18 protein-coding genes and 1 tRNA gene are annotated in these 19,481 nt (G+C 75.2%); 8 read left to right on the top strand and 11 right to left on the bottom strand.

Features of this window, described 5'->3' with window-relative positions; genetic code table 11:
• Positions 1-23: 23 nt before the first annotated feature.
• A complete protein-coding gene (locus tag V2S66_RS14780) occupies positions 24-1,055 on the top strand; it encodes a ribonucleotide-diphosphate reductase subunit beta (protein WP_330795451.1) in 1,032 nt (343 codons plus the stop codon).
• A 28-nt stretch (positions 1,056-1,083) separates the two neighbouring features.
• Here V2S66_RS14780 and def read toward each other — a convergent pair whose 3' ends face one another.
• From def to V2S66_RS14740, 8 genes are all read right to left on the bottom strand, one after another.
• Positions 1,084-1,707 carry a peptide deformylase gene (gene def, locus V2S66_RS14775; protein WP_330795449.1) on the bottom strand — a complete coding sequence of 208 codons (624 nt, stop codon included), beginning with the start codon at positions 1,705-1,707 and terminating at the stop codon, positions 1,084-1,086.
• A 116-nt stretch (positions 1,708-1,823) separates the two neighbouring features.
• The gene (locus V2S66_RS14770) at positions 1,824-2,834 is read right to left on the bottom strand and encodes a tetratricopeptide repeat protein (RefSeq protein ID WP_330795447.1); all 1,011 of its coding nucleotides are present in this window, start codon (positions 2,832-2,834) and stop codon (positions 1,824-1,826) included.
• 106 nt (positions 2,835-2,940) lie between these two features.
• A complete protein-coding gene (locus V2S66_RS14765) occupies positions 2,941-4,245 on the bottom strand; it encodes an HD domain-containing phosphohydrolase (protein WP_330795445.1) in 1,305 nt (434 codons plus the stop codon).
• Complete coding sequence (locus V2S66_RS14760; RefSeq protein ID WP_413966397.1) at positions 4,242-5,681, bottom strand: HD-GYP domain-containing protein; 1,440 nt, start codon at positions 5,679-5,681, stop codon at positions 4,242-4,244. Before V2S66_RS14760 ends, V2S66_RS14765 begins: the two co-directional genes overlap by 4 nt.
• 172 nt (positions 5,682-5,853) lie before the next feature.
• The gene (rsrA, locus tag V2S66_RS14755) at positions 5,854-6,162 is read right to left on the bottom strand and encodes a mycothiol system anti-sigma-R factor (protein WP_330795444.1); all 309 of its coding nucleotides are present in this window, start codon (positions 6,160-6,162) and stop codon (positions 5,854-5,856) included.
• The gene (locus V2S66_RS14750; RefSeq protein ID WP_413966396.1) at positions 6,159-6,824 is read right to left on the bottom strand and encodes a sigma-70 family RNA polymerase sigma factor; all 666 of its coding nucleotides are present in this window, start codon (positions 6,822-6,824) and stop codon (positions 6,159-6,161) included. Before V2S66_RS14750 ends, rsrA begins: the two co-directional genes overlap by 4 nt.
• A gap of 422 nt (positions 6,825-7,246) precedes the next feature.
• Entirely contained in the window at positions 7,247-7,954 is a 708-nt protein-coding gene (locus tag V2S66_RS14745) for an alpha/beta hydrolase family protein (protein WP_330795442.1), read from the bottom strand.
• Positions 7,954-8,769: an SOS response-associated peptidase gene (locus V2S66_RS14740; RefSeq protein WP_330795440.1), complete on the bottom strand. Its 816-nt coding sequence runs from the start codon at positions 8,767-8,769 to the stop codon at positions 7,954-7,956. The genes V2S66_RS14745 and V2S66_RS14740 overlap by 1 nt, the downstream gene beginning before the upstream one ends.
• Before the next feature lie 105 nt (positions 8,770-8,874).
• Between V2S66_RS14740 and V2S66_RS14735 the strand changes: the two genes are divergently transcribed.
• The 4 genes from V2S66_RS14735 (at position 8,875) to V2S66_RS14720 (ending at position 12,474) form a co-directional block, all read left to right on the top strand.
• Positions 8,875-9,588 (top strand): M50 family metallopeptidase, encoded by a 714-nt coding sequence (locus tag V2S66_RS14735; RefSeq protein ID WP_330795439.1) that lies wholly within the window; start codon positions 8,875-8,877, stop codon positions 9,586-9,588.
• Positions 9,589-9,704: 116 nt separating this feature from the next.
• A complete protein-coding gene (gene aroA / locus V2S66_RS14730; protein WP_330795437.1) occupies positions 9,705-11,063 on the top strand; it encodes a 3-phosphoshikimate 1-carboxyvinyltransferase in 1,359 nt (452 codons plus the stop codon).
• 3 nt (positions 11,064-11,066) lie between these two features.
• Positions 11,067-12,068 (top strand): ribosome small subunit-dependent GTPase A, encoded by a 1,002-nt coding sequence (gene rsgA / locus V2S66_RS14725; RefSeq protein WP_330795435.1) that lies wholly within the window; start codon positions 11,067-11,069, stop codon positions 12,066-12,068.
• A gap of 82 nt (positions 12,069-12,150) precedes the next feature.
• Positions 12,151-12,474, top strand: a complete 324-nt coding sequence (locus V2S66_RS14720; RefSeq protein WP_330795433.1) for a DMT family transporter — start codon at positions 12,151-12,153, stop codon at positions 12,472-12,474.
• Between the two features lie 141 nt (positions 12,475-12,615).
• Here the strand turns inward: V2S66_RS14720 and V2S66_RS14715 are convergent, their stop codons facing one another.
• A complete protein-coding gene (locus V2S66_RS14715; RefSeq protein WP_330795431.1) occupies positions 12,616-13,248 on the bottom strand; it encodes a TetR/AcrR family transcriptional regulator in 633 nt (210 codons plus the stop codon).
• Positions 13,249-13,413: 165 nt separating this feature from the next.
• Here V2S66_RS14715 and hisN point away from each other — a divergent pair, with 165 nt between their 5' ends.
• The 3 genes from hisN (at position 13,414) to V2S66_RS14700 (ending at position 15,462) form a co-directional block, all read left to right on the top strand.
• Entirely contained in the window at positions 13,414-14,211 is a 798-nt protein-coding gene (gene hisN / locus V2S66_RS14710; RefSeq protein WP_330795429.1) for a histidinol-phosphatase, read from the top strand.
• 159 nt (positions 14,212-14,370) lie between these two features.
• Entirely contained in the window at positions 14,371-14,763 is a 393-nt protein-coding gene (locus V2S66_RS14705) for a CBS domain-containing protein (protein WP_330795428.1), read from the top strand.
• Between the two features lie 285 nt (positions 14,764-15,048).
• Positions 15,049-15,462, top strand: coding sequence for a Fur family transcriptional regulator (locus tag V2S66_RS14700; protein WP_330795426.1), 414 nt, complete (start codon positions 15,049-15,051; stop codon positions 15,460-15,462).
• 1,387 nt (positions 15,463-16,849) lie between these two features.
• Here the strand turns inward: V2S66_RS14700 and V2S66_RS14690 are convergent.
• A tRNA-Met gene (locus V2S66_RS14690) sits at positions 16,850-16,926 on the bottom strand.
• Positions 16,927-17,569: 643 nt separating this feature from the next.
• Positions 17,570-19,255, bottom strand: coding sequence for a tetratricopeptide repeat protein (locus V2S66_RS14685; protein ID WP_330795748.1), 1,686 nt, complete (start codon positions 19,253-19,255; stop codon positions 17,570-17,572).
• Positions 19,256-19,481: the final 226 nt, after the last annotated feature.

The raw sequence follows: 19,481 nt of genomic DNA, 5'->3' as shown, positions 1-19,481 counted from the left end.
ACGCCCCCGCCACCTCAAGCCCCATGTCCGGCCCCACCGCCGGCGCCGGCCACGTCAAGAACCTGCTCGACCCCGGCTTCGAGCTGACCCTGCGCCCGATGCGCTACCCGGACTTCTACGAGCGCTACCGCGACGCGATCAAGAACACCTGGACCGTCGAGGAGGTCGACCTCCACTCCGACGTCACCGACCTGGCCCGGCTCACCCCGGCCGAGCAGCACCTGATCGGCCGCCTGGTGGCGTTCTTCGCCACCGGCGACTCGATCGTCGCCAACAACCTGGTGCTCACCCTCTACAAGCACATCAACTCCCCGGAGGCGCGGCTGTACCTGAGCCGCCAGCTCTTCGAGGAGGCCGTGCACGTGCAGTTCTACCTGACGCTGCTCGACACCTACCTGCCCGACCACGACGACCGGGCCGCCGCGTTCGCCGCGGTGGAGAACATCCCGTCGATCCGCGAGAAGGCGCAGTTCTGCTTCCGCTGGATGGACGCCGTCGAGTCCGTCGACCGGCTGGAGACCGCGGCCGACCGGCGGCGCTTCCTGCTCAACCTGATCTGCTTCGCCGCCTGCATCGAGGGCCTGTTCTTCTACGGCGCCTTCGCCTACGTGTACTGGTTCCGCTCCCGCGGGCTGCTGCACGGCCTGGCCACCGGCACCAACTGGGTGTTCCGCGACGAGACGATGCACATGAGCTTCGCCTTCGACGTGGTCGACACCGTCCGCAAGGAGGAGCCGGGGCTCTTCGACGCGGAGCTGCGCGAGCAGGTCACCGACATGCTGCGGGAGGCCGTCGAGGCGGAGCTGCAGTTCGGCAGGGACCTGTGCGGCGACGGGCTGCCGGGGATGAACACCGGGTCGATGCGCGAGTACCTGCAGTGCGTCGCCGACCAGCGGCTGGTGCGGCTCGGGTTCCCGCCGGTCTTCGGCTCGCAGAACCCGTTCTCCTTCATGGAGTTGCAGGGCGTGCAGGAGCTGACCAACTTCTTCGAGCGCAGGCCGTCGGCCTACCAGGTCGCCGTCGAGGGCACGGTCGCCCTCGACGAGGACTTCTGACCGCTCGCGCGGACCGTCCCGGGCGTCGTCAGACGTTCGGGACGGTCTCGAACTTCGGGGTGGTCTCGGCCATCTGCCGCATCACGTCCTTGCGCTCCCGCTTGGACAGCCGGTCGATGTAGAGCCGCCCGTACAGGTGGTCGGTCTCGTGCTGGAGGCAGCGCGCGAAGTAGCCGGTGCCGTGCACCCGGATCGGGTTGCCCTGCGCGTCCTGGCCGCGGACCACGGCGTAGTCCGGGCGGGCCAGCTCCATGTAGGCGCCGGGCACCGACAGGCAGCCCTCGTTGGAGTCGTCCAGCCGCCGCCGGTCCGCCGGCAGTTCCTCCAGCACCGGGTTGCAGACCACGCCGACGTGCCGGTTGTCCTCGTCGTCCGGGCAGTCGTACACGAAGACCTTCAGGTCCACGCCGATCTGGTTGGCGGCCAGGCCCACGCCCTCGGCGGCGCGCTGCGAGGCGAACATGTCGTCGACCAGCGCCGCCAGCTCGTCGTCGAACGCGGTGACGTCCTTGCACTCCCGGTGCAGCACCGGGTTGCCGACCACGGTGATCGGGCGCGCGGTCCCGCGCTCGCGGTGCGCCGCCTCCCGCGCCACGGCGTCCGTGACGTCGTCGTGGAATTCCTGGTCGTGCTCAGTCTGCTGCTGGGACATCTGCGCCGTACGCCTTCCGGGAACCATGGGTGATCCTTCCCAGGGTAAAGGGCAGCGCAAGTGCGCGGCCCCCGCCGGGAGGCTCCCGTCCGGACGGGCGGGCCGGCGCGGGAGCGTCAGCAGACCTCTTCGAGGTCCCGCCAGTCGCGGGTGTCCGGGCTGTCGGCGACCCAGCCCTCCAGCAGGCCGCGGACCAGCCCGTCGGGCGCGGCGATGCCGCACTCCCGCTCGGGCGTCCAGCGCACCCCTTCGCTGCCCCGGCTCAGATGGCTGAGATGGCCGGGATGGCCCGGCTCACCGTGGTCGTGCGGGTCACGGGTGACGACGGAGCCGTCGTCGGTGGGCATCCGGCTCTCCGAGCAGGTGCGGCAGAGCAGCCGGACCGAGGAGGACCAGTCCTCCGCGGCGTAGCCGGCCTCGGCGGCCAGCCGCTCCAGCGCGTCGCGGTCGGCCTCGGTCGCGGCCTCCAGCAGCACCAGCCAGGTCGGCACCGGCGAGGGGGCCCACAGCTCGATCTCGTCGAAGACCGGGTAGACCGCGCCGCCGGAGCCCTCGGTGGCGCGCTCGCCGTGCGGAACGCCGTCGTGCAGGACCACCTCGCCCCAGCGCCGCCCGGAGGACGGCAGCGGGATGGAGAGCACCTCGATCCGGGCCGGGTCCAGCCTGCGGCCCCACACCACCTCGGCCTCGCCCTCGGGGGACAGCCGTACCGCGGCGCTGCCCAGCGGCAGCCGGGCCGACTCCTCGCCGGACGCCGGGTCCGCGGCGGCGCCGCCGGTGGGCATCCGCAGGCCGTACGCCTGCCAGGAGCGGCGGGCCAGCGGCCAGTCCTGCAGGGCGGTGGCGGCGATGCCCAGGTTCCACCAGTCGGGTGCGCCGACCGGGCGGTCGAGCAGCGCGACCGCGCGCAGCCCGGCGATCCTGGCCTGCGCCCAGTCGTGGCGGAACTTGTGCAGCAGCGCGAGGTTGTACCAGGACTCCGAGAGCCACGGCTCCAGGTCGGCGGCGCGGGTGAGCAGGGCGCCGGCGTCCTCGTACCGGCCGTCGTCGATCAGCGAGAACGCGCGGTCGGTGGCCTGCCGCCACGTGGGCGACGGCCGGTGCCGCACTCTGCCGAAGATCCTCACCGTCTTTTCCCGCCTCCCCCCGTACCATCCCCGTACGACACCAACCTTGCACACTTCGGCCGTTGTCTCAGCCCGACCGTTGCGGACCGCCCGAGGTGCGCGGCCGTCACCCAAGCTCCTTGCCATCCCCACGGGCATCCAACCATGCCCAGGTGGGACGGTGCGCGAGAACCCTCGTCAGGGCGTCCACCACCTGGGGATCGTAGGTGTGGTCGGTGTCCAGGCGCATCCGTTCGACTGCGGCAAGCCGCCGCTGCGGGGCGGCGTTCTCACCCGTGAGGTCCTCGAAGTCGTTGACGGCGCGCACGATACGGCCGGCGAGCGGCTGGTCGCGGTACGGCCTGGCCTGCACCTCCACGATCAGCGCCACCTCGGCGGGCGCGCCGGTGCGGCGGACCACCTCGCCGCCCCGCACGGCGATGGCCTCCCGCCGGCCGGCGTCCAGCGGCTCGGTGGCGCCCCGCGGCACCGGATCGACGAGGGAGAGCTGCCCGATGTCGTGCATCAGCGCGGCGTACTCGAGCAGCATCAGCCGGCGCGCGGGCAGGCCCAGCTCACGGCCGACCGCGGTGGCCAGTTCGCCGACCCGGCGGGCATGGCCCACCGGGGTGTAGCCGGCCACCTCGGTGGCGCGGGCCAGGGCTGTCACGGTCTGCCGGTACGTCGCCCGGACGGCCGCATGCCCGCGCAGGCCCAGCTGCGTCAGCAGCAGCGGCAGCGCGACCACCGGCACCGCCCACAGCCCGGCGCTGCCCACCGCGAGCGCCAGCACGACACCGCCCGCGCACACCGCGGACCCCATCCCGGCCAGCCCCCGCAGCTCGTCCCCGACCCCGGCGGCGAACGGCCGGGGCCCGAGCGCCGCGGCGACCGCCGCGTCGCACAGGCCGACCAGCGCGAGCACGCCCACCGACACCGCGGCGAGCGCGGCGCCCGTCAACCGGGTCTCGCCGTGCAGCGGTTGGCAGCACAGCGCGGCGAATCCGACGCCCGCCCCGCGCCGCACGGCGGGCCCCCACCGCGCCTCGCCGCGGGCGGCGGGCCTGGCGTGCCGCCGGTGCGCGGGCGCGGGTACGGGTACGGGCGGCGGCGCGGGTACGGCCACGGGTACGGCCGGCAGGTGCGGGCGCAGCAGGGTGCCGAGGGCCGCCCCCGCGCAGGCGACGGCCACCGCCTGCGGGACGCCGGCGCCGCCGGGGCCGAGCAGCGCGTAGCCGAGCGCGCCCGCGGTGGCGAGCGGAGCGCCCTCGCGGTCCGCGCCGGGGGGGACCCGCAGCGCCTCGCCGAGCACCACCACCCCGCAGAACACGCCGGCCGCGGCCGGGTCGCGCACCCCGCCGCAGACCGTCCACCCGACGGCGACGGTCACCCACACCACGCCCGCGACCCGCACCACCGCGGTCCCGTTCATCCCAGCAGCCATACGGCCTCGCCCAGAACCGTCGCCCCGGCCCCAGCCCCGATCCCGGCCCCCGCCCCCTCCCGGTCCGGCCCGGCGTCCGGCGCCGTGCGCGCCGCGCCGGACGCGGCTGCCGCCGCCGGAGGCCCGGCCGGCGTCCCCTCGCCGTCCGCCGCCGGGCCCCCCGGCCCCGGCAGGTCGTCCGCCAGCGCGCGGACGAACGCGTCGACCATCACCGGGTCGAAGTGGGTGCCCGCGCAGCGGACCAGCTCCTCCACCGCGGCGGCGACCGGCCGGGCCGGGCGGTAGCAGCGGGTGGTGGTCATCGCGTCGAAGGCGTCCGCGACCGCCACCACCCGGGCGACCTCCGGAATCCGGTCGCCGGACAGGCCGTGCGGGTAGCCGGAGCCGTCCAGCCGCTCGTGGTGGTGCAGGATCGCCTCGCGGGCCTCGCCGAGGAAGGCCAGGCCGCGGGTCATGTCGTGGCCGTGCTCCGGGTGGAGCTGGACGGCCGCACGCTCCTGCGCGGTCAGCGGGCCGTTCTTGCGCAGGACGCGGGTCGGCACGCCGAGCTTGCCGATGTCGTGCAGCAGCCCGGCCAGCCGCAGTGCGTCCACCCGGGGCTCCGGCATGCCCAGCTCCCTGGCGATCATCGCGGAGGCCCGGCCGACGCGTTCGCTGTGGCCGCGGGTATAGGGGTCCTTCAGGTCGACGGCGTGCACCAGCGCCCGGACCGCCGCCCGCTGCGCGGCCCGTGCGCGGCGCGCCCGCGCGAAGAACCAGCAGGCCACGTACATCGGCAGCGGCACCAGCACCGCGGCGAAGACGCCGTACCCGCGCAGCCACAGCAGCGCCGTCGTCAGCGCGACCACGCCGTAGGTGAGGTAGGGGGCGAGGGCGGCGAGCAGCGGCGCGCCCCAGGCGGCGGCGGGGCGGTGGTGCTCGGCGGTGACCAGCACGGCCCCGGTCAGCGTGGTGGCGATGACGCAGAAGCACAGCGCCGCGCACGCGGCGGGCAGCAGCCCGTACGGCAGTCCGGACGTCCGCATCTCGCCGGGCGCGCCGACGGCCCTCCCGCACAGCGCCGCGGCCCACGCCGCGACCGCCAGGTGGGCGGCGCGCCAGCAGCGGCGCACCCACGGCACCGGACGGCCGGCCAGCGAGCCGGGCACCGCCACCAGGGCGGCCGCCGCGGGCGGCAGCAGCAGCGACCCGGCGAGCAGCACCGGCAGGAACGGCCCGACCGCCGACGGCGGATGCCGGCCGGTGATCCGCGCGGGCAGCACTCCCGGCTCGCACAGCGCGTAGAGCAGCGCGAGCACGCCGAGGGTGGCCCAGGGAGTGCCGGGGCGCAGCGCGGGCGCCGCGCACAGGACGCCGGCCGCGCACACCGCCGCGACGGTGACGCGCGCGGCCGGCGGCAGCGGGCGGCGGGACACGGCTGGCACGGCGACGGCCTCCCCTCGGGCCCGCTCGGGCCCATGGAAAACGCGACGGGCGCGGCCCTTGTCCGCACCGAGCCCCGTCAGAGACTCAGGAGGATAGGGCCGCGCCCGTCACGGTATGTGCCGTTCTGCCGCTGCTCACCCGAGTGGGTGACGTGCCGCTTGCGCGGCGCGGTCAGGCGGTCGGCGCCTCGGTGGGGGTGAGCGGGTCCTGCTCCACGACCACCTCGCCGGCGCGGATCAGCTCGATCCGCATCATCACCTTCGACCGGAGGTCGGTCGGCACGTCGTCGGACCCGCAGCACCGCTTGACGAGCTTCTTCACCGCCTGCTCGAGACCGTACTTCTCCAGGCAGGGGTGGCACTCGTCGAAGTGCTGCCTGAACTTCACGCAGGCGTCGTCGGACATCTCCTCGTCGAGGTACTCGTAGAGGTGGTCGAGCACCTCCGAGCAGTCCGTCTCATGTGCGTTTCCGCAGCTCATGAATCCGCACCCTTCTCGTCCGCCACGCCCGCCGGGACCAGCCCGCGCTCCCGGGCGTAGTCCTCCAGCAGCTCGCGCAGCTGGCGGCGACCACGGTGCAGCCGGGACATCACCGTGCCGATGGGTGTACCCATGATGTCCGCGATCTCCTTGTAGGCAAAGCCCTCGACGTCCGCGAGGTAGACCGCGATGCGGAACTCCTCGGGGATCGACTGCAGGGCCGACTTCACGTCGGAGTCGGGCAGGTGGTCGAGCGCCTGCGACTCCGCCGACCGCAGGCCGGTCGACATGTGCGACTCGGCGCGCGCCAGCTGCCAGTCCTCGATCTCCTCCGAACCGCTGCGCAGCGGTTCGCGCTGCTTCTTGCGGTAGGAGTTGATGAAGCTGTTGGTGAGGATGCGGTACAGCCAAGCCTTGAGGTTGGTCCCCTCGCGGAACTGGTGGAAGGAGGCATACGCCTTCGCGTACGTCTCCTGGACCAGATCCTCCGCGTCGGCCGGATTGCGGGTCATCCGCAGCGCGGCCGAGTACATCTGGTCGAGGAAGCCCAGGGCGTCGCGTTCGAAGCGCTCGGTGCGCTCCACGTCGCTCTCCTGCGCGGCCCCACCGGACGTACCCGCGGTGTCCGCCGAGCTGTCGTCGGTGCCGGTGACCGGACCCACCTCCTCAGAAACGCGTGCGTGTCCCAAAGCGGACACGCTCGTCTCGGAGGATATGACACGCGGGCCGACCACGCCTGATCCGGCCTTTCCGTGGTCCTTCCCGGACCACTCGGCCGCCCAGTCCAGGAAGGGCGCCCCGGTGGCCGCCGGGCCGCCCGCCGCACTGGCTGCGGCGACCTCTGCCTGGGGCCGGCATGCGGCTGAAACCATGCGGCTGCCTCTCTCACCGTGCTCGTCGCTACTTGCTGGTTGTTTCGTCGGTCGCTACCCACAACACACTGCCCGGTGTCGTCATTCCCGGGGAGGACACGGCCCCGCGAGCCTGGTGGCGCCGATCCCGGGACACGGCACGGGAGCGCGCCGGCGAGGAGGCGGGGCGGGGCGATACGGGGTGAGGCGGGCTACGCGGGACGCGCCGCCGGTCAGCTCCTGGCCGGTCCGAGGCCGGCCAGGAAGCCGGCGGCCGCGCCGGTGACCAGCTCCAGGGCGGCCTGCTGGGTGAGGCCGGCCCGCTTGGGCACCGCGAAGCCGTGGTCGGCGTACGGGACCTCCACCGGCGCACGGCCCGCGGGGAACTCCTCGGGCCGGCCGAACGGGTCGTTGCCGCCCTGGACGATCAGCAGCGGGCAGGCCGCGGCGCCCGCCGCCAGCTCCTGCGCGCGGGACTTCTCCGGGCGGCCCGGCGGGTGCAGCGGGAAGGCGAGCAGCAGCAGCGCGGCGGCGCCCAGCTCGGCCGCGGTCCGGCAGGCGACCCGCGCCCCGGCGCTGCGCCCGCCCGCGACGACCGGCCGGCCGGACGCGGCCAGCGCGGGCCACACCCCCGCCCACCCGGTGTCGAGCGTGCGGGGCGCGGGCGCGAGCTTCCTGCCGGCGACCCGCCAGGGCTGCTCCACCAGGGCGACGGTCACCCCGCGCGGGGGCAGCGCGGCGGCCAGCGCCACCAGGTCGCGGGCCTCGACGCCGCCGCCCGCGCCGTGGCCGAGTGCGAGCACGCACCGGGCGGCGGTGCGCGCGGGCGGCCGGTGCCAGGTGATGCGGGCCTCGCCCGCGCCGGTGTCGACGATCTGACGGGTCGGCGCCGGCGTCTTCGGCGCGGGGTGCGGGTCGTGCGGGTCGTTCCCGGGGTCCATCAGAACAGCGTCTCCTCCTCGGGCCCGGCCAGCTCCTCGACCAGCTCGGGCCCGTTGTTGCGCACGCTGCTCACCGCGCTGCCGACCGGGTACGCCCGCAGCAGCCCGGTCGGCGGCGCGGCGAGCAGCGCGCGCACCTCGTCCGGGTCGGTGGTGCCGGGGTCCAGCCAGGCGTCCCAGCGGTCGCGGGTCATCATCAGCGGCATCCGCGGATGCAGGTCGGCCAGCGCCCGCGGCCCGGTGCCGCCGTATCCGGCCAGGTCGGTGGTCTCGGCCTCGGTGGTGATCACCGTGCAGGTGCTCCACCAGGCCCGGGGGTGGTCGTCGGGCAGCGTGCGGTCGCGCCAGAACTCGTACAGCCCGGCCATCGCGAAGACCGAGCCGTCGGCGGGCGTGACGAAGTACGGCTGTTTGCGGGCCCGTTTCCTCCTGCCCTCCTCCTCCAACTGCCGCTCCTGCGGGGCGGTCTGCCACTCGTAGTAGCCGTCGGCGGGTATCAGGCAGCGGCGGGCGGTCAGCGCCCGGCGGAAGGACGGTTTCTCGTGCACGGTCTCGGACCGCGCGTTGATGAGCTTCGCGGCGCCGTCGGGGCTCTTCGCCCAGGACGGCACCAGGCCCCAGCGCAGCACCCGCAGCTGGCGCACCGGATCGGGGGAACCGGAATCGCGTACCGGACGGTCCAGTACGACGTGGACCTCCTTCGTCGGGGCCACGTTCCAGTCCGGCGCGAGCGCCTCGGTGGGGTCCCACTTGCGGACCTCGAAGAGTTCCGCGAGATCCTCGGGTTTCCGGCTCGCCACGTATCGACCGCACATAGCTGCCACACTGCCACGACCCGGCGGCAGAACAGGCCCCGATCGCGCGCAACGGGCCGGAAAACGCCGGGAACGCACGGCGAACGACCAAGGAGTGGGCGAGGAATGAACGTCGCGAGCATCACCGAGATGTGGCACCGGCTGACCGGTACCCAGCCCGACCCGTCGCGCTGGCTGGTCCTGGTGACCGCCCTCATCGCGCTGGGCGCGGTGGCGTCGCGCGGGGTGTGGCACGTCACGCGGAACGCGGTGACCATCGCGCACGAGGGCGGCCACGGGCTGGTCGCGCTGCTCTCCGGCCGCCGGCTGGACGGCATACGCCTGCACTCCGACACCTCCGGGCTGACGGTCTCGCGCGGCAAGCCGTACGGCCTCGGCATGGTGCTGACCGCCGCGGCCGGCTACACCGCGCCGCCGCTGCTCGGACTGGCCGGCGCCGCGCTGCTGGCCGCCGGGCACATCACCGCCCTGCTGTGGGGCGCGACCGCGCTGCTCCTGGTCATGCTGGTGATGATCCGCAACGCCTACGGCGCGCTGACCGTCGTGATCGCCTGCGCGCTCTTCCTCGCCGTGTCGTGGCTGACGAAGGCACAGGTGCAGGCCGCGTTCGGGTACCTGGTGGTGTGGTTCCTGCTGCTGGGCGGCGCCCGTCCGGTCGCGGAGCTGCAGCGCACCAGGCGCCGGGACGGCAGCAGGTCCTCCGACCCCGACCAGCTGGCCTGGCTCACGCACACCCCGGCCGCGCTGTGGATGCTGCTCTTCTACACGGTCGCGCTGTGCTCGCTCCTCGGCGGCGGCAGCTGGCTGCTGCGGGCCTGATCCGCGGCGGTCCTGGCGTGACGGATGGGACAAGGAAGAGTGACCTCCTGTTTCCAGTGGGTTTCGCCGGATTCGCCGACTTATCTCCCCGTACTCAAGCCACTACGCTTGCGCCCATGACCGACAGCACCGCTCAGCGCGACCTGTGGCCGGCGCCTGGCGCGCCCGCTGCGGTGGACGCCACCGTTCCCGTACCCGGTTCGAAGTCGGTGACGAACCGGGCCCTGGTGCTGGCCGCGCTCTCCGCGGAACCCGGCTGGCTGCGCCGCCCGTTGCGCAGCCGCGACACCGTGCTGATGGCCGAGGCGCTGCGCACGATGGGCGTGCAGATCGACGAGACCGTCAACCCGGACGGCGGCGAGGCGTGGCGGATCATCCCGGCCGGGCTGCACGGCCCGGCCACCGTCGACGTCGGCAACGCCGGCACCGTGATGCGCTTCCTGCCGCCGGTCGCCGCGCTGGCCGACGGCCCGGTGCGGTTCGAGGGCGACGCGCGGGCGTACGAGCGCCCGCTGCACGGCGTCATCGACGCGCTGCGCGGCCTCGGCGCCAGGATCGACGACGAGGGACGCGGCTCGCTGCCGCTGACCGTGCACGGCGCCGGGTCGATGGCCGGCGGCGCGGTGGAGGTGGACGCCTCGGCGTCCTCGCAGTTCGTGAGCGCCCTGCTGCTGTCGGCGCCGCGCTTCAACAAGGGCCTGGAGCTGCGGCACAGCGGCCGTACGCTGCCCTCGCAGCCGCACATCCGGATGACCGTGGACATGCTGCGCAAGGCCGGCGCCAAGGTGGACGCCCCGCAGGACGGCGGCGCCGCGAACGTGTGGCGGGTCGCCACCGGGGCGCTGCTCGGCCGCGACCTGACGGTGGAGCCCGACCTCTCCAACGCCGCGCCGTTCCTGGCCGCGGCCCTGGTCACCGGCGGCCGGGTGACCGTCCCCGGCTGGCCGCGCCGCACCACCCAGCCGGGCGACGCGCTGCGCGACCTGTTCACCCGGATGGGCGGATCGTGCGAACTGACCGACCGGGGGCTGGTGCTCACCGGCAGCGGCCGGGTGCACGGCCTCACCGCCGACCTGCACGAGGTGGGTGAGCTGGCCCCGGTGATCGCCGCGGTGGCCGCGCTCGCCGACGGCCCCTCAGAGCTGACCGGGATCGCCCACCTGCGGCTGCACGAGACCGACCGGCTGGCCGCGCTCGCCAAGGAGCTGGGCGGCCTCGGCGGCGACGTCACCGAGACCGGTGACGGGCTGCGCATCCGCCCGCGCCCGCTGCACGGCGGGGTCTTCCACACCTACGAGGACCACCGGCTGGCCACCGCGGCCGCCGTGATCGGCCTGGTGGTCGACGGCGTCCAGGTGGAGAACGTGGCGACGACCGCGAAGACGCTGCCCGACTTCCCCGAGCTGTGGACCGCGATGCTGGCCGGCGACCCGGTGCCGGGCGCGGGCTCCGGTCCGGTGCGGGCGCAGGGCTGAGCGGTGCGGCGTTACGGCAAGAACCCCGACGAGGACGACATCCGCAGCCGTCCCAACCCCAAGGGCAACCGCCCGCGCACCAGCATCCGCCCCAAGCACGAGGACGCCAGCGCGGGCATGGTGCTCACCGTCGACCGCGGCCGGCTGACCGTGCTGGTCGACGGCCGCGCCGTCACCGCGATGAAGGCGCGCGAACTGGGCCGCAAGTCCGCGGTGGTCGGCGACCGGGTGGCCGTCGTCGGCGACCTGACGGGCGCGAAGGACACCCTGGCCAGGGTCGTCCGGGTGGAGGAGCGCCGCTCGGTGCTGCGCCGCACCGCCGACGACACCGACCCGTACGAGCGGGTGGTCGTGGCCAACGCCGACCAGCTGGCGATCGTCACCGCGCTGGCCGACCCGGAGCCGCGGCCGCGGATGATCGACCGCTGCCTGGTCGCGGCGTACGACGCGGGCCTCGAACCGCTGCTGGTGCTGACCAAGTCGGACCTCGCGCCGGCCGGGCCGCTGCTGGAGACGTACGGCGCGCTGGACCTGGCGCACGTGGTGACCAACCGGGACGACTTCCTGACCGGCGGCGTCGACCAGATCAGGGAGCGGCTCGCCGGGCGCGTCACCGCCTTCGTCGGGCACAGCGGCGTCGGCAAGACCACCCTGGTCAACGCGCTGGTCGAGCGGCAGCGCGTCACCGGCCACGTCAACGCGGTGACCGGCCGGGGCCGGCACACCACCACGTCCGCCCTCGCGCTGCCGCTGCCCGGTGACGCGGGCTGGGTCATCGACACCCCGGGGGTGCGGTCCTTCGGCCTCGCGCACATCGACCCGTCCCGGGTCATCCACGCCTTCCCCGACCTGGAGGCGGGCACCGAGGAGTGCCCGCGCGCCTGCTCGCACGACGAGCCGGACTGCGCGCTCGACGCCTGGGTCGCCGAGGGCCACGCCGAGCCCGCCCGGCTGGACTCGCTGCGCCGCCTGCTGGCCACCCGGGAGCGCCGGGAAGGCGACTGACGGTCCGCTTCAGGGGCAAGCTGTGTGATGATCGACGGCGGCGGTTCGGTGAAGTGGCGTGAAGTGAAAGACGGAGGCTCCGATGGCCTGGCTCCTCGTGGTGGTCGCGGGGCTCTTCGAGACCGGGTTCGCGGTGTGCCTGAAGCTCTCGCACGGGTTCAGCCGGCTCTGGCCGACGATCGCGTTCTGCCTGTTCGCACTGGGCTCCTTCGGCCTGCTGACGCTGTCCCTGAAGAAGCTCGACGTCGGCCCCGCGTACGCGGTGTGGACCGGCATCGGCGCGGCGGGCACCGCGATCTACGGCATGGCCTTCCTCGGCGACCTGGTCTCCTCGCTCAAGATCGTCTCGATCTCGCTGGTCATCGCCGGCGTCATCGGCCTGCAGATCTCCGGCTCGAGCCACTGAGCAGGGCGACCGGCCCCGGTCTCCCCCGCCTCGACCTCTGCCGCCTCGACCTCTCCGGCCCGGACCTCTCCCGCCCCTTCGGCCCCGGCCAGGCCCGCGCGCCCGACCGCCGGACGGACGGACGGCCCGTCAGCCGGGCGGTCAGGACAGCAGGCCGCGGACCAGCTGGGCGACGCGCAGGCACGCGGCCTCGTCGCTCGGCGCGGGCGCGATCACGTACGACAGGGTGAGGCGCACCGCCGCCTCGCAGGCCCAGGCGATGTCCGAGCCGGCCGCCCCCGGACCGCGCTGCGGTCCGGCGACGTGGCGCAGGTGCGGGAACTCGGCCTCCAGCGCGGCCACGGTGCGCGCGTGCAGCGCGGACACCAGGTCGGGCAGCACCGCGGGTGCGGCCGCACCGCCCGAGCCGGCCGCGGCGCCGCCCTGGGGGTGCGCGGCCCGCGGGTCCGCGGCGCCGGTCAGCGCGGCGCGGACCAGGGCGCTGCGGCGGGCGGTGCGCAGCGTCCAGCCGGCGGCGGCCGCGAAGCACTCCGCGGCGTCGGCGCCGCCGCGCCGGGCGAGCGCCAGCACCCGGTCGACGCCGGCGAGGTACGCCTCGCCCTCCCGCCGGGCGAGCGCCCTGGCCAGCCCCTCCTTGCTGTGGAACTCGTTGTAGAGGGTCTGCCGGGACACCCCGGCCGCCGCGGCCACCTCGACCATCCGGATCGCCGTCCACGGCCGGTCGCCGAGTGCGGCGGAGGCGGCGTCCAGCAGCGACTCCCGTGCGGTGGGCATCGTCGCCTCCAAACCGCCGCGTGCGGTCCGTGCGTCCTGCCGTCCCCGGCCGCGGCCGCCGTCGGTTGAGAATTGACGCGCCCCGCACCGCTGTCAAGGCTCCGCGCACCGGCGGACGATGGCGGGCCGGGGCCGTCGGCGGATGCTACCGCTACTGTTCGGCTCATGCCCGACTACAACGACGACCTGCGTCTGGCCCACGTGCTCGCCGACGCCGCCGACGCCGCGACCATGTCCCGTTTCAAGGCACTTGACCTCAAGGTCGAGACGAAGCCGGACCTGACGCCGGTGACCGAGGCGGACCGGGCCGCCGAGGAGCTGATCCGCGGCCAGCTCGGCCGCGCCAGGCCGCGCGACGCCGTCCTGGGCGAGGAGTTCGGCAGCGACGGCGGCGGCGCGCGCCGCTGGATCGTCGACCCGATCGACGGCACCAAGAACTACGTGCGGGGCGTGCCGGTGTGGGCCACGCTGATCGCGCTGGCGGTCCGCGGCGAGCAGGGCGACGAGGTGGTGGTCGGCGTGGTCTCCGCCCCGGCGCTGGGACGGCGCTGGTGGGCGGTGAAGGGCGCGGGCGCGTACACCGGACGCAGCCTCAGCTCGGCGAGCAGGCTGCGCGTGTCGCGGATCGCGAGGCTGGAGGACGCCTCGTTCGCGTACTCCTCGCTCAGCGGCTGGGAGGAGCAGGGCCGGCTCGACGGCTTCCTGCACCTGTCGCGCAACTGCTGGCGGACCCGCGGGTACGGCGACTTCTGGCCGTACATGATGGTCGCGGAGGGGTCGGTGGACATCTGCGCGGAGCCCGAGCTGAGCCTGTGGGACATGGCGGCGAACGACGTGATCGTCCGCGAGGCGGGCGGCCGCTTCACCTCGCTGGACGGCGTGCGCGGCCCGTACGGCGGGAACGCGGCGGCCTCCAACGGCCTGCTGCACGAGGAGCTGTTGGGGTATCTGGGGCGCGCCTGACCTTTGAAGTGCGCGGGAGTTGAGCCCCGCGCGCCCCCTTGCCCGGCCCGGGTGGGCGTGTGACCATCAAAGTGCCCCCGCTTGTGAATTTGTGAAAACATTCACGCACGGCACCCGGCCGCTCACAGAAGGCCCCCACCCCCAAGGAGGTGCACCTTCATGCTGGTCCGCGACGCGATGAGCACGGTGGTACTCACCATCGGCCCCGCCCACACCCTGCGCCAGGCCGCCCAGCTGATGTCCGCCCGCCGAGTCGGCGCGGCCATCGTCCTCGACCCCGACACCTGCGGCCTCGGCATCCTCACCGAGCGCGACGTGCTCGACGCGATCGGCGCGGGTCTCGACCCCGACGGCGAGCACGCGCACGCCCACACCACCACCGACGTCGTCTTCGCGGCCCCGCGGTGGACCCTCGACGAGGCCGCCGCCGCGATGCTCCGCGGCAACTTCCGCCACCTGATCGTGCTGGACGGCAGCGACCTGGTCGGCGTCGTCTCGGTCCGCGACATCGTCCGCTGCTGGTCGCCGGCGCACGCGCGGGTCCCGGCGTAGCCGCGCCGCCACTCGGGCGCCCGGACACGGCGATGGGGCCGGAGCCCTTTGGCGTCCGGCCCCATCGGCCTCACGGTCAAGCGCCGGGCCGGCCGCGGAGGGCCTGGACCGCGGCCTCCAGCGGCTTGCCGTAGTCGCGTGCCGTCCGCCGTGCGCAGTCGTCCTGCGTCATCGGCGCCGCCGGCATCGTCGGATCCGATCCTACGATGGACTCTGTCCAAGTCAAGAAAAGAGCCAGTAACGGATTCATTCTGCTTCAGGAACCCCGCTGCTACGCTGATACACATGAGCGACCTGCTGGAACGACTGCGCGACCGCGGCTGGCGGATGACCGCCCAGCGGCGTGTCGTCGCCGAGGTCCTCGACGGCGAACACGTGCACCTGACCGCCGAGGAGGTGCACGCCCGCGCCATCGCGCGGCTGCCGGAGATCTCGCGCGCCACCGTGTACAACACCCTCGGCGAGATGGTCACCATCGGCGAGATCCTCGAGGTCGCCACCGACGGCCGCGCCAAGCGCTACGACCCGAACGCGCACCGCCCGCACCAGCACCTGGTCTGCTCGTCCTGCGGCACCATCCGCGACGTGCACCCGCAGGGCGACCCGCTGAGCGCGCTGCCCGCCGGCGAGCGGTTCGGCTTCGCGGTCTCCGCGGTCGAGGTCACGTACCGGGGCCTGTGCCCGGACTGCGCGCGCTGACGCTCGCCGATCCTGGCGGCCAGCCGCCGCACCGCGGGCTCCGTACGGGTCCTGCCGATCCACAACGTCTCCGGCAGCACGTCGTGCGGCGCGCGGCTCAGCCCCTCGAACACCTCGCGCGCCACCCCCGGGTCGGGGTCGTTGGCCAGCGGGGCGAGCAGCCCCGGCAGGTCGTCCCGGCGGGCCAGCCGGGCCACCGCGCGGGCGGCGGCCCGCCGCACCGACGCGTGCGGATCGGCGAGCAGCCGCGCCAGACGCGCCGCGTCGGAGGCGTCACCGCACTCCCCCAGGCCGGCCGCGAGCCCGGCCAGCAGCCGGGGCTGCCCGCCCGGCCTGCCCTCCACCGCCTTGCCCAGCTCCCTGCGGTAGACGCCCGCCGGCGGCTCCCCGCGCTGGTAGAGCTGCCAGCGGGCCTGCGCCCTGACCATCCTGGCCCGGTCGGCCAGCAGTGGCGCCAGGCGCTTGGCCGGCACGTCCGCCGGCAGCGCGGCCACCGCCAGCTCCCGCACCCCCGCCGCCCGCGCGCTGAGCAGCGGGCCGGCCTGCTCCGGGTCGATCTCCAGCAGCCGCTGCGCGCACAGCCTGCGGCACACCTGGTCGCGGTCGTGCAGCGCCGCCCGCAGCAGGTCGCCGCGGACGTACTCGCCGAGGTCCAGGGCGAGTTCCACGCCGAAGCGGCGCGCGGCGGGATCGGCGTCGACGGCCAGCGCGCGCACCGCCCTGCGGTGCGGCGGCCCGACCAGCACCCCGCGGTAGGCGGACAGCGCCGCCGCACCGTGGCAGCGGCCGCGCAACGCGAGCAGAACCCGCACCGCGGCGGCCGCCTCGTCCGGGTCGGTGCGCAGCACGAGCGCGCCCAGCGCGCGCCCCCGCACCTCCGGCACGTGGTCGGCGCAGCGCAACGCCAGCAGCGCGGCGGCCTGCGGACCACCGCTGCGCGCCAGGCCCGCCACGGCCTGCTCCCGTACGTGGCCGTCCGCGTCCAGTGCGGCGAGCAGCAGATGCAGCGGGCTCGCCGGTCCCGTCGCCGCCGGGCCCGGCCTGGCCCGGCGGTCCAGGAGCAGCAGCAGGCGGGCGGGCGCCCGGCCCAGTTCCTCCATGGCGGCGGCCCGGTCGTACGGGTTCCCCGCCGCGGCCCGGTCCGCGGCCCGCAGATGCGCCAGCAGGGCGGCCACGTCCTCGCCCCGCCCGGAGAGCGCCGCGGCGCACCGCTCCGGCCAGCGCCCCGGCTCCCCAGGCCCCCGGCCCCGCCCCCGCTGTCTGCGCAGCATGCCTCCAGGATCACCGCCGCGCCCGCGCCGACCAAGCGGCTTCACCACGACTTTGCCCAAGCAAGTCCCAGACAAGGCGAAAGGCCCGGAAGCGTGTGCTTCCGGGCCTCTGCCTTTGGTAGCGGGGACAGGATTTGAACCTGCGACCTCTGGGTTATGAGCCCAGCGAGCTACCGAGCTGCTCCACCCCGCGTCGTTGTGCCTTCACCATACCCGCCCCCCACCCCACCACCAAATCCGTTCCCCCAGGCCCGGCCCGGGCGCGGACCCAGCGCCATCCGGGCGCAGCCCGGGCCTTTCAGGGGCGCGGGGAACGGCGCGACCAGCCACGACGAGGCTGCACCTCGCCACTGGCCCCAAGGGGCTGATGCTGTCGCAGACGGACCACCGGCCGGCGGCCGGTGGTCCGCGCAGTTCCCCGCGCCCCTGGCAGCGCGCAACGCCCACCGCGATCCGGGCACAGCCCCGGGGAAACGGGCGCGGACCCAGCGCCATCCGGGCGCAGCCCGGGCCTTTCAGGGGCGCGGGGAACGGCGCGACCAGCCACGACGAGGCTGTACCTCGCCACCGGCCCCAAGGGGCAAATTGCTGTCGCAGACGGACCACCGGCCGGCGGCCGGTTGCCCGCGCAGTTCCCCGCGCCCCTGAGGGGGCGCAAGCCCCACCGCAGTCCGGGCGCAGCCCGGGGGCAGGGCGCAAGCCCCCACCGCGAACCGGGCGCAAGCCCTACGCAGTCCCGGCGCCGGCGCGCGGACGGGGCGCGACGCCCAGCGCAATCGGGGCGCCGGCCCGTCGTCGGGGCGCGAGCACTACGCGGTCCGGGCAGGGCACGGCGGTCACGCCGTGAGCTCGTGGGCGACCGCGTCCGTGAGCCGGGCGGCGCGCTCCGCGACCTCGGCGGGACCGTTGGCGATGGCCCGCGCACACCAGGACTGCGCCTCGGCGAGCGCACCGCGCCGGGCGGAGAGCAGGGCGAGGCGCAGCGCCGCCCGCCCGTGCCCGGCCTCAGCCGCCCGCGTCCACCACAGCGCCGCCTCCGGCTCGCTGCCCTGCCGGGCGAGCAGCAACCCGAGATTGAACGCGCCGTTGCGCGAGCCGGCCTCCGCCGCCAGCCGGTACCAGTGCGCGGCCTCGGCGACCTCTCCGCGCCGGGACGCGCACATGCCGAGCCGCACCTGGGCGCGGCGGTGCCCCTGGCGGGCAGCCCGCGCGTACCACTCCGCGGCCTCCTCGCTGACCACGACCTCGCCCGCGGCCGCCTCCGCCGCGGCCCCGGCCGCGCTGAGCAGCGAGCCGAGCCGGAAGGCCGCCTCGGGGCTGCCGCCCCCGGCCGCGCACCGCAGGTGCCGCTCGGCACCGTGCAGGTCGCCTTCGCGCTGGAGCGCGATCGCCACCTGGAGCGCTGCCTCGGCGTGCCCGGCCGCGGCGGCCCGCTCGTACCAGCGCCGCGCGGCGTCCTCGTCCTTGCGTCCCGCGTGCAGGATGCCGAGGTTGAAGGCCGCGTCGATGCTGCCCGCCTCGGCCGCCTTGGAGAACCACGGCTCGGCGCCCGCCGCGTCACCGCGCTGCAGCAGCAGCACCGCCAGCGCGTTGGCCGCCTCGCGGTGCCCCGCGTACGCCGCCTTGCGGTACCACTGCTCGGCCTGGGTCGAACGCCCCTGGCCGGCGCAGAGCAGGCCGAGGTTGTACGCCCCGTTGACGTCGCCGGCCTCCATGGCCGTGCGGTACCAGCGCTCGGCGGTCTGCGTCTCGCCCTCCTGGGCGTGCAGCGCGCCGAGCGCGTTGGCCGCGTTGCCGTCGCCGGCCTGGGCGGCGCGCCGCCACCACGTGGCGGCCTGGTCGAGGTCGCCGGCGTCGCGCAGCAGGAACGCCAGCGCGCAGGCGGCCTTGGCCTCGCCGTCGCGCGCCGCGGTCAGGTACCAGTGCTGGGCCTCCTTGGTCTCGCCGCGCTCCTCCAGGAGCGTGCCGAGCCGGAGCGCGGCACGCCGGTGGCGGCGCGCGGCGGCCTGCCGGTACCACTGCTCGGCCTCGCGGTCCTCGCCGCGCTCCGCGCACACCCCGGCCAGCCGGTAGGACGCCTCGCGGTGTCCGTGCTCGGCGGCGACCCGGAACCAGCGCTCCGCGCCGACGTCCTGCCGGTGGTCGAGCAGGTCGGCGAGCGCGTAGGCGCCCAGCGTGTGGCCGGACTCCGCGGCCTGGCGCAGCCAGTACTCGGCGCCGGGCTCGTCGCCGCGCTCGCGGTAGTGCCGGCCGAGCGCGTGCGCGGCGGCGGCGGAGCCGGCGACGGCGGCGATCCGCCACCAGTCGGCCGCCTCGTCGGCGTACCCGCGCTGGTGCAGCAGCAGCGCCAGGTTGTTGGCGGCCGCCCGGTCGCCGTGCCGCACCGCCTCGCGCAGGAACGGCTCCGCGCCGTCGAGGTCGCCGCGGCGCAGCAGCAGGGTGCCCAGCGCGCTCATCGCGGCCGGGTCGCCCTGTTCCGCGGCGCGGCGGTGCCGCACCTCGATCTCCGCCTCCTCGCGCATGGCGAGGGTGTCCTCGTCGGGCAGTTCGGTCAGCAGCACCGGCAGCGCGCCGTCGGGCGCGGCCGGCTCTGCGGCGGCGGCCTCTCCGGTGCGCGGTGCGGGCAGCAGCTCCGCCACGGTCGGGGGCTTCCCCTCCCCCTCCACGGACGTCGCCGACCGACCCGACGACCCACGCTTCTCGCGAATCTGACGAGCGTTCAGCAGTCTTGCACCATCCCCCATGAGC

It is taken from the genome of Actinacidiphila polyblastidii, assembly GCF_036353415.1.
Classification (GTDB): Bacteria; Actinomycetota; Actinomycetes; order Streptomycetales; family Streptomycetaceae; genus Actinacidiphila; species Actinacidiphila polyblastidii.
The sequence above is the reverse complement of the archived record's forward strand: the minus strand, read 5'-3'. Positions and strand labels throughout refer to the sequence as shown.

Bases quoted from the DNA above. Each gene is read 5' to 3' on its own strand.
- V2S66_RS14780 (WP_330795451.1), top strand. From the start codon at position 24: ATGTCCGGCCCCACCGCCGGCGCCGGCCACGTCAAGAACCTGCTCGAC.
- def (WP_330795449.1), bottom strand. From the start codon at position 1,707: ATGTCCCAGCAGCAGACTGAGCACGACCAGGAATTCCACGACGACGTC.
- V2S66_RS14765 (WP_330795445.1), bottom strand. From the start codon at position 4,245: ATGAACGGGACCGCGGTGGTGCGGGTCGCGGGCGTGGTGTGGGTGACC.
- rsrA (WP_330795444.1), bottom strand. From the start codon at position 6,162: ATGAGCTGCGGAAACGCACATGAGACGGACTGCTCGGAGGTGCTCGAC.
- V2S66_RS14745 (WP_330795442.1), bottom strand. From the start codon at position 7,954: ATGGACCCCGGGAACGACCCGCACGACCCGCACCCCGCGCCGAAGACG.
- V2S66_RS14740 (WP_330795440.1), bottom strand. From the start codon at position 8,769: ATGTGCGGTCGATACGTGGCGAGCCGGAAACCCGAGGATCTCGCGGAA.
- V2S66_RS14735 (WP_330795439.1), top strand. From the start codon at position 8,875: ATGAACGTCGCGAGCATCACCGAGATGTGGCACCGGCTGACCGGTACC.
- aroA (WP_330795437.1), top strand. From the start codon at position 9,705: ATGACCGACAGCACCGCTCAGCGCGACCTGTGGCCGGCGCCTGGCGCG.
- V2S66_RS14720 (WP_330795433.1), top strand. From the start codon at position 12,151: ATGGCCTGGCTCCTCGTGGTGGTCGCGGGGCTCTTCGAGACCGGGTTC.
- V2S66_RS14715 (WP_330795431.1), bottom strand. From the start codon at position 13,248: ATGCCCACCGCACGGGAGTCGCTGCTGGACGCCGCCTCCGCCGCACTC.
- hisN (WP_330795429.1), top strand. From the start codon at position 13,414: ATGCCCGACTACAACGACGACCTGCGTCTGGCCCACGTGCTCGCCGAC.
- V2S66_RS14705 (WP_330795428.1), top strand. From the start codon at position 14,371: ATGCTGGTCCGCGACGCGATGAGCACGGTGGTACTCACCATCGGCCCC.
- V2S66_RS14700 (WP_330795426.1), top strand. From the start codon at position 15,049: ATGAGCGACCTGCTGGAACGACTGCGCGACCGCGGCTGGCGGATGACC.
- V2S66_RS14685 (WP_330795748.1), bottom strand. From the start codon at position 19,255: ATGCGCGAGGAGGCGGAGATCGAGGTGCGGCACCGCCGCGCCGCGGAA.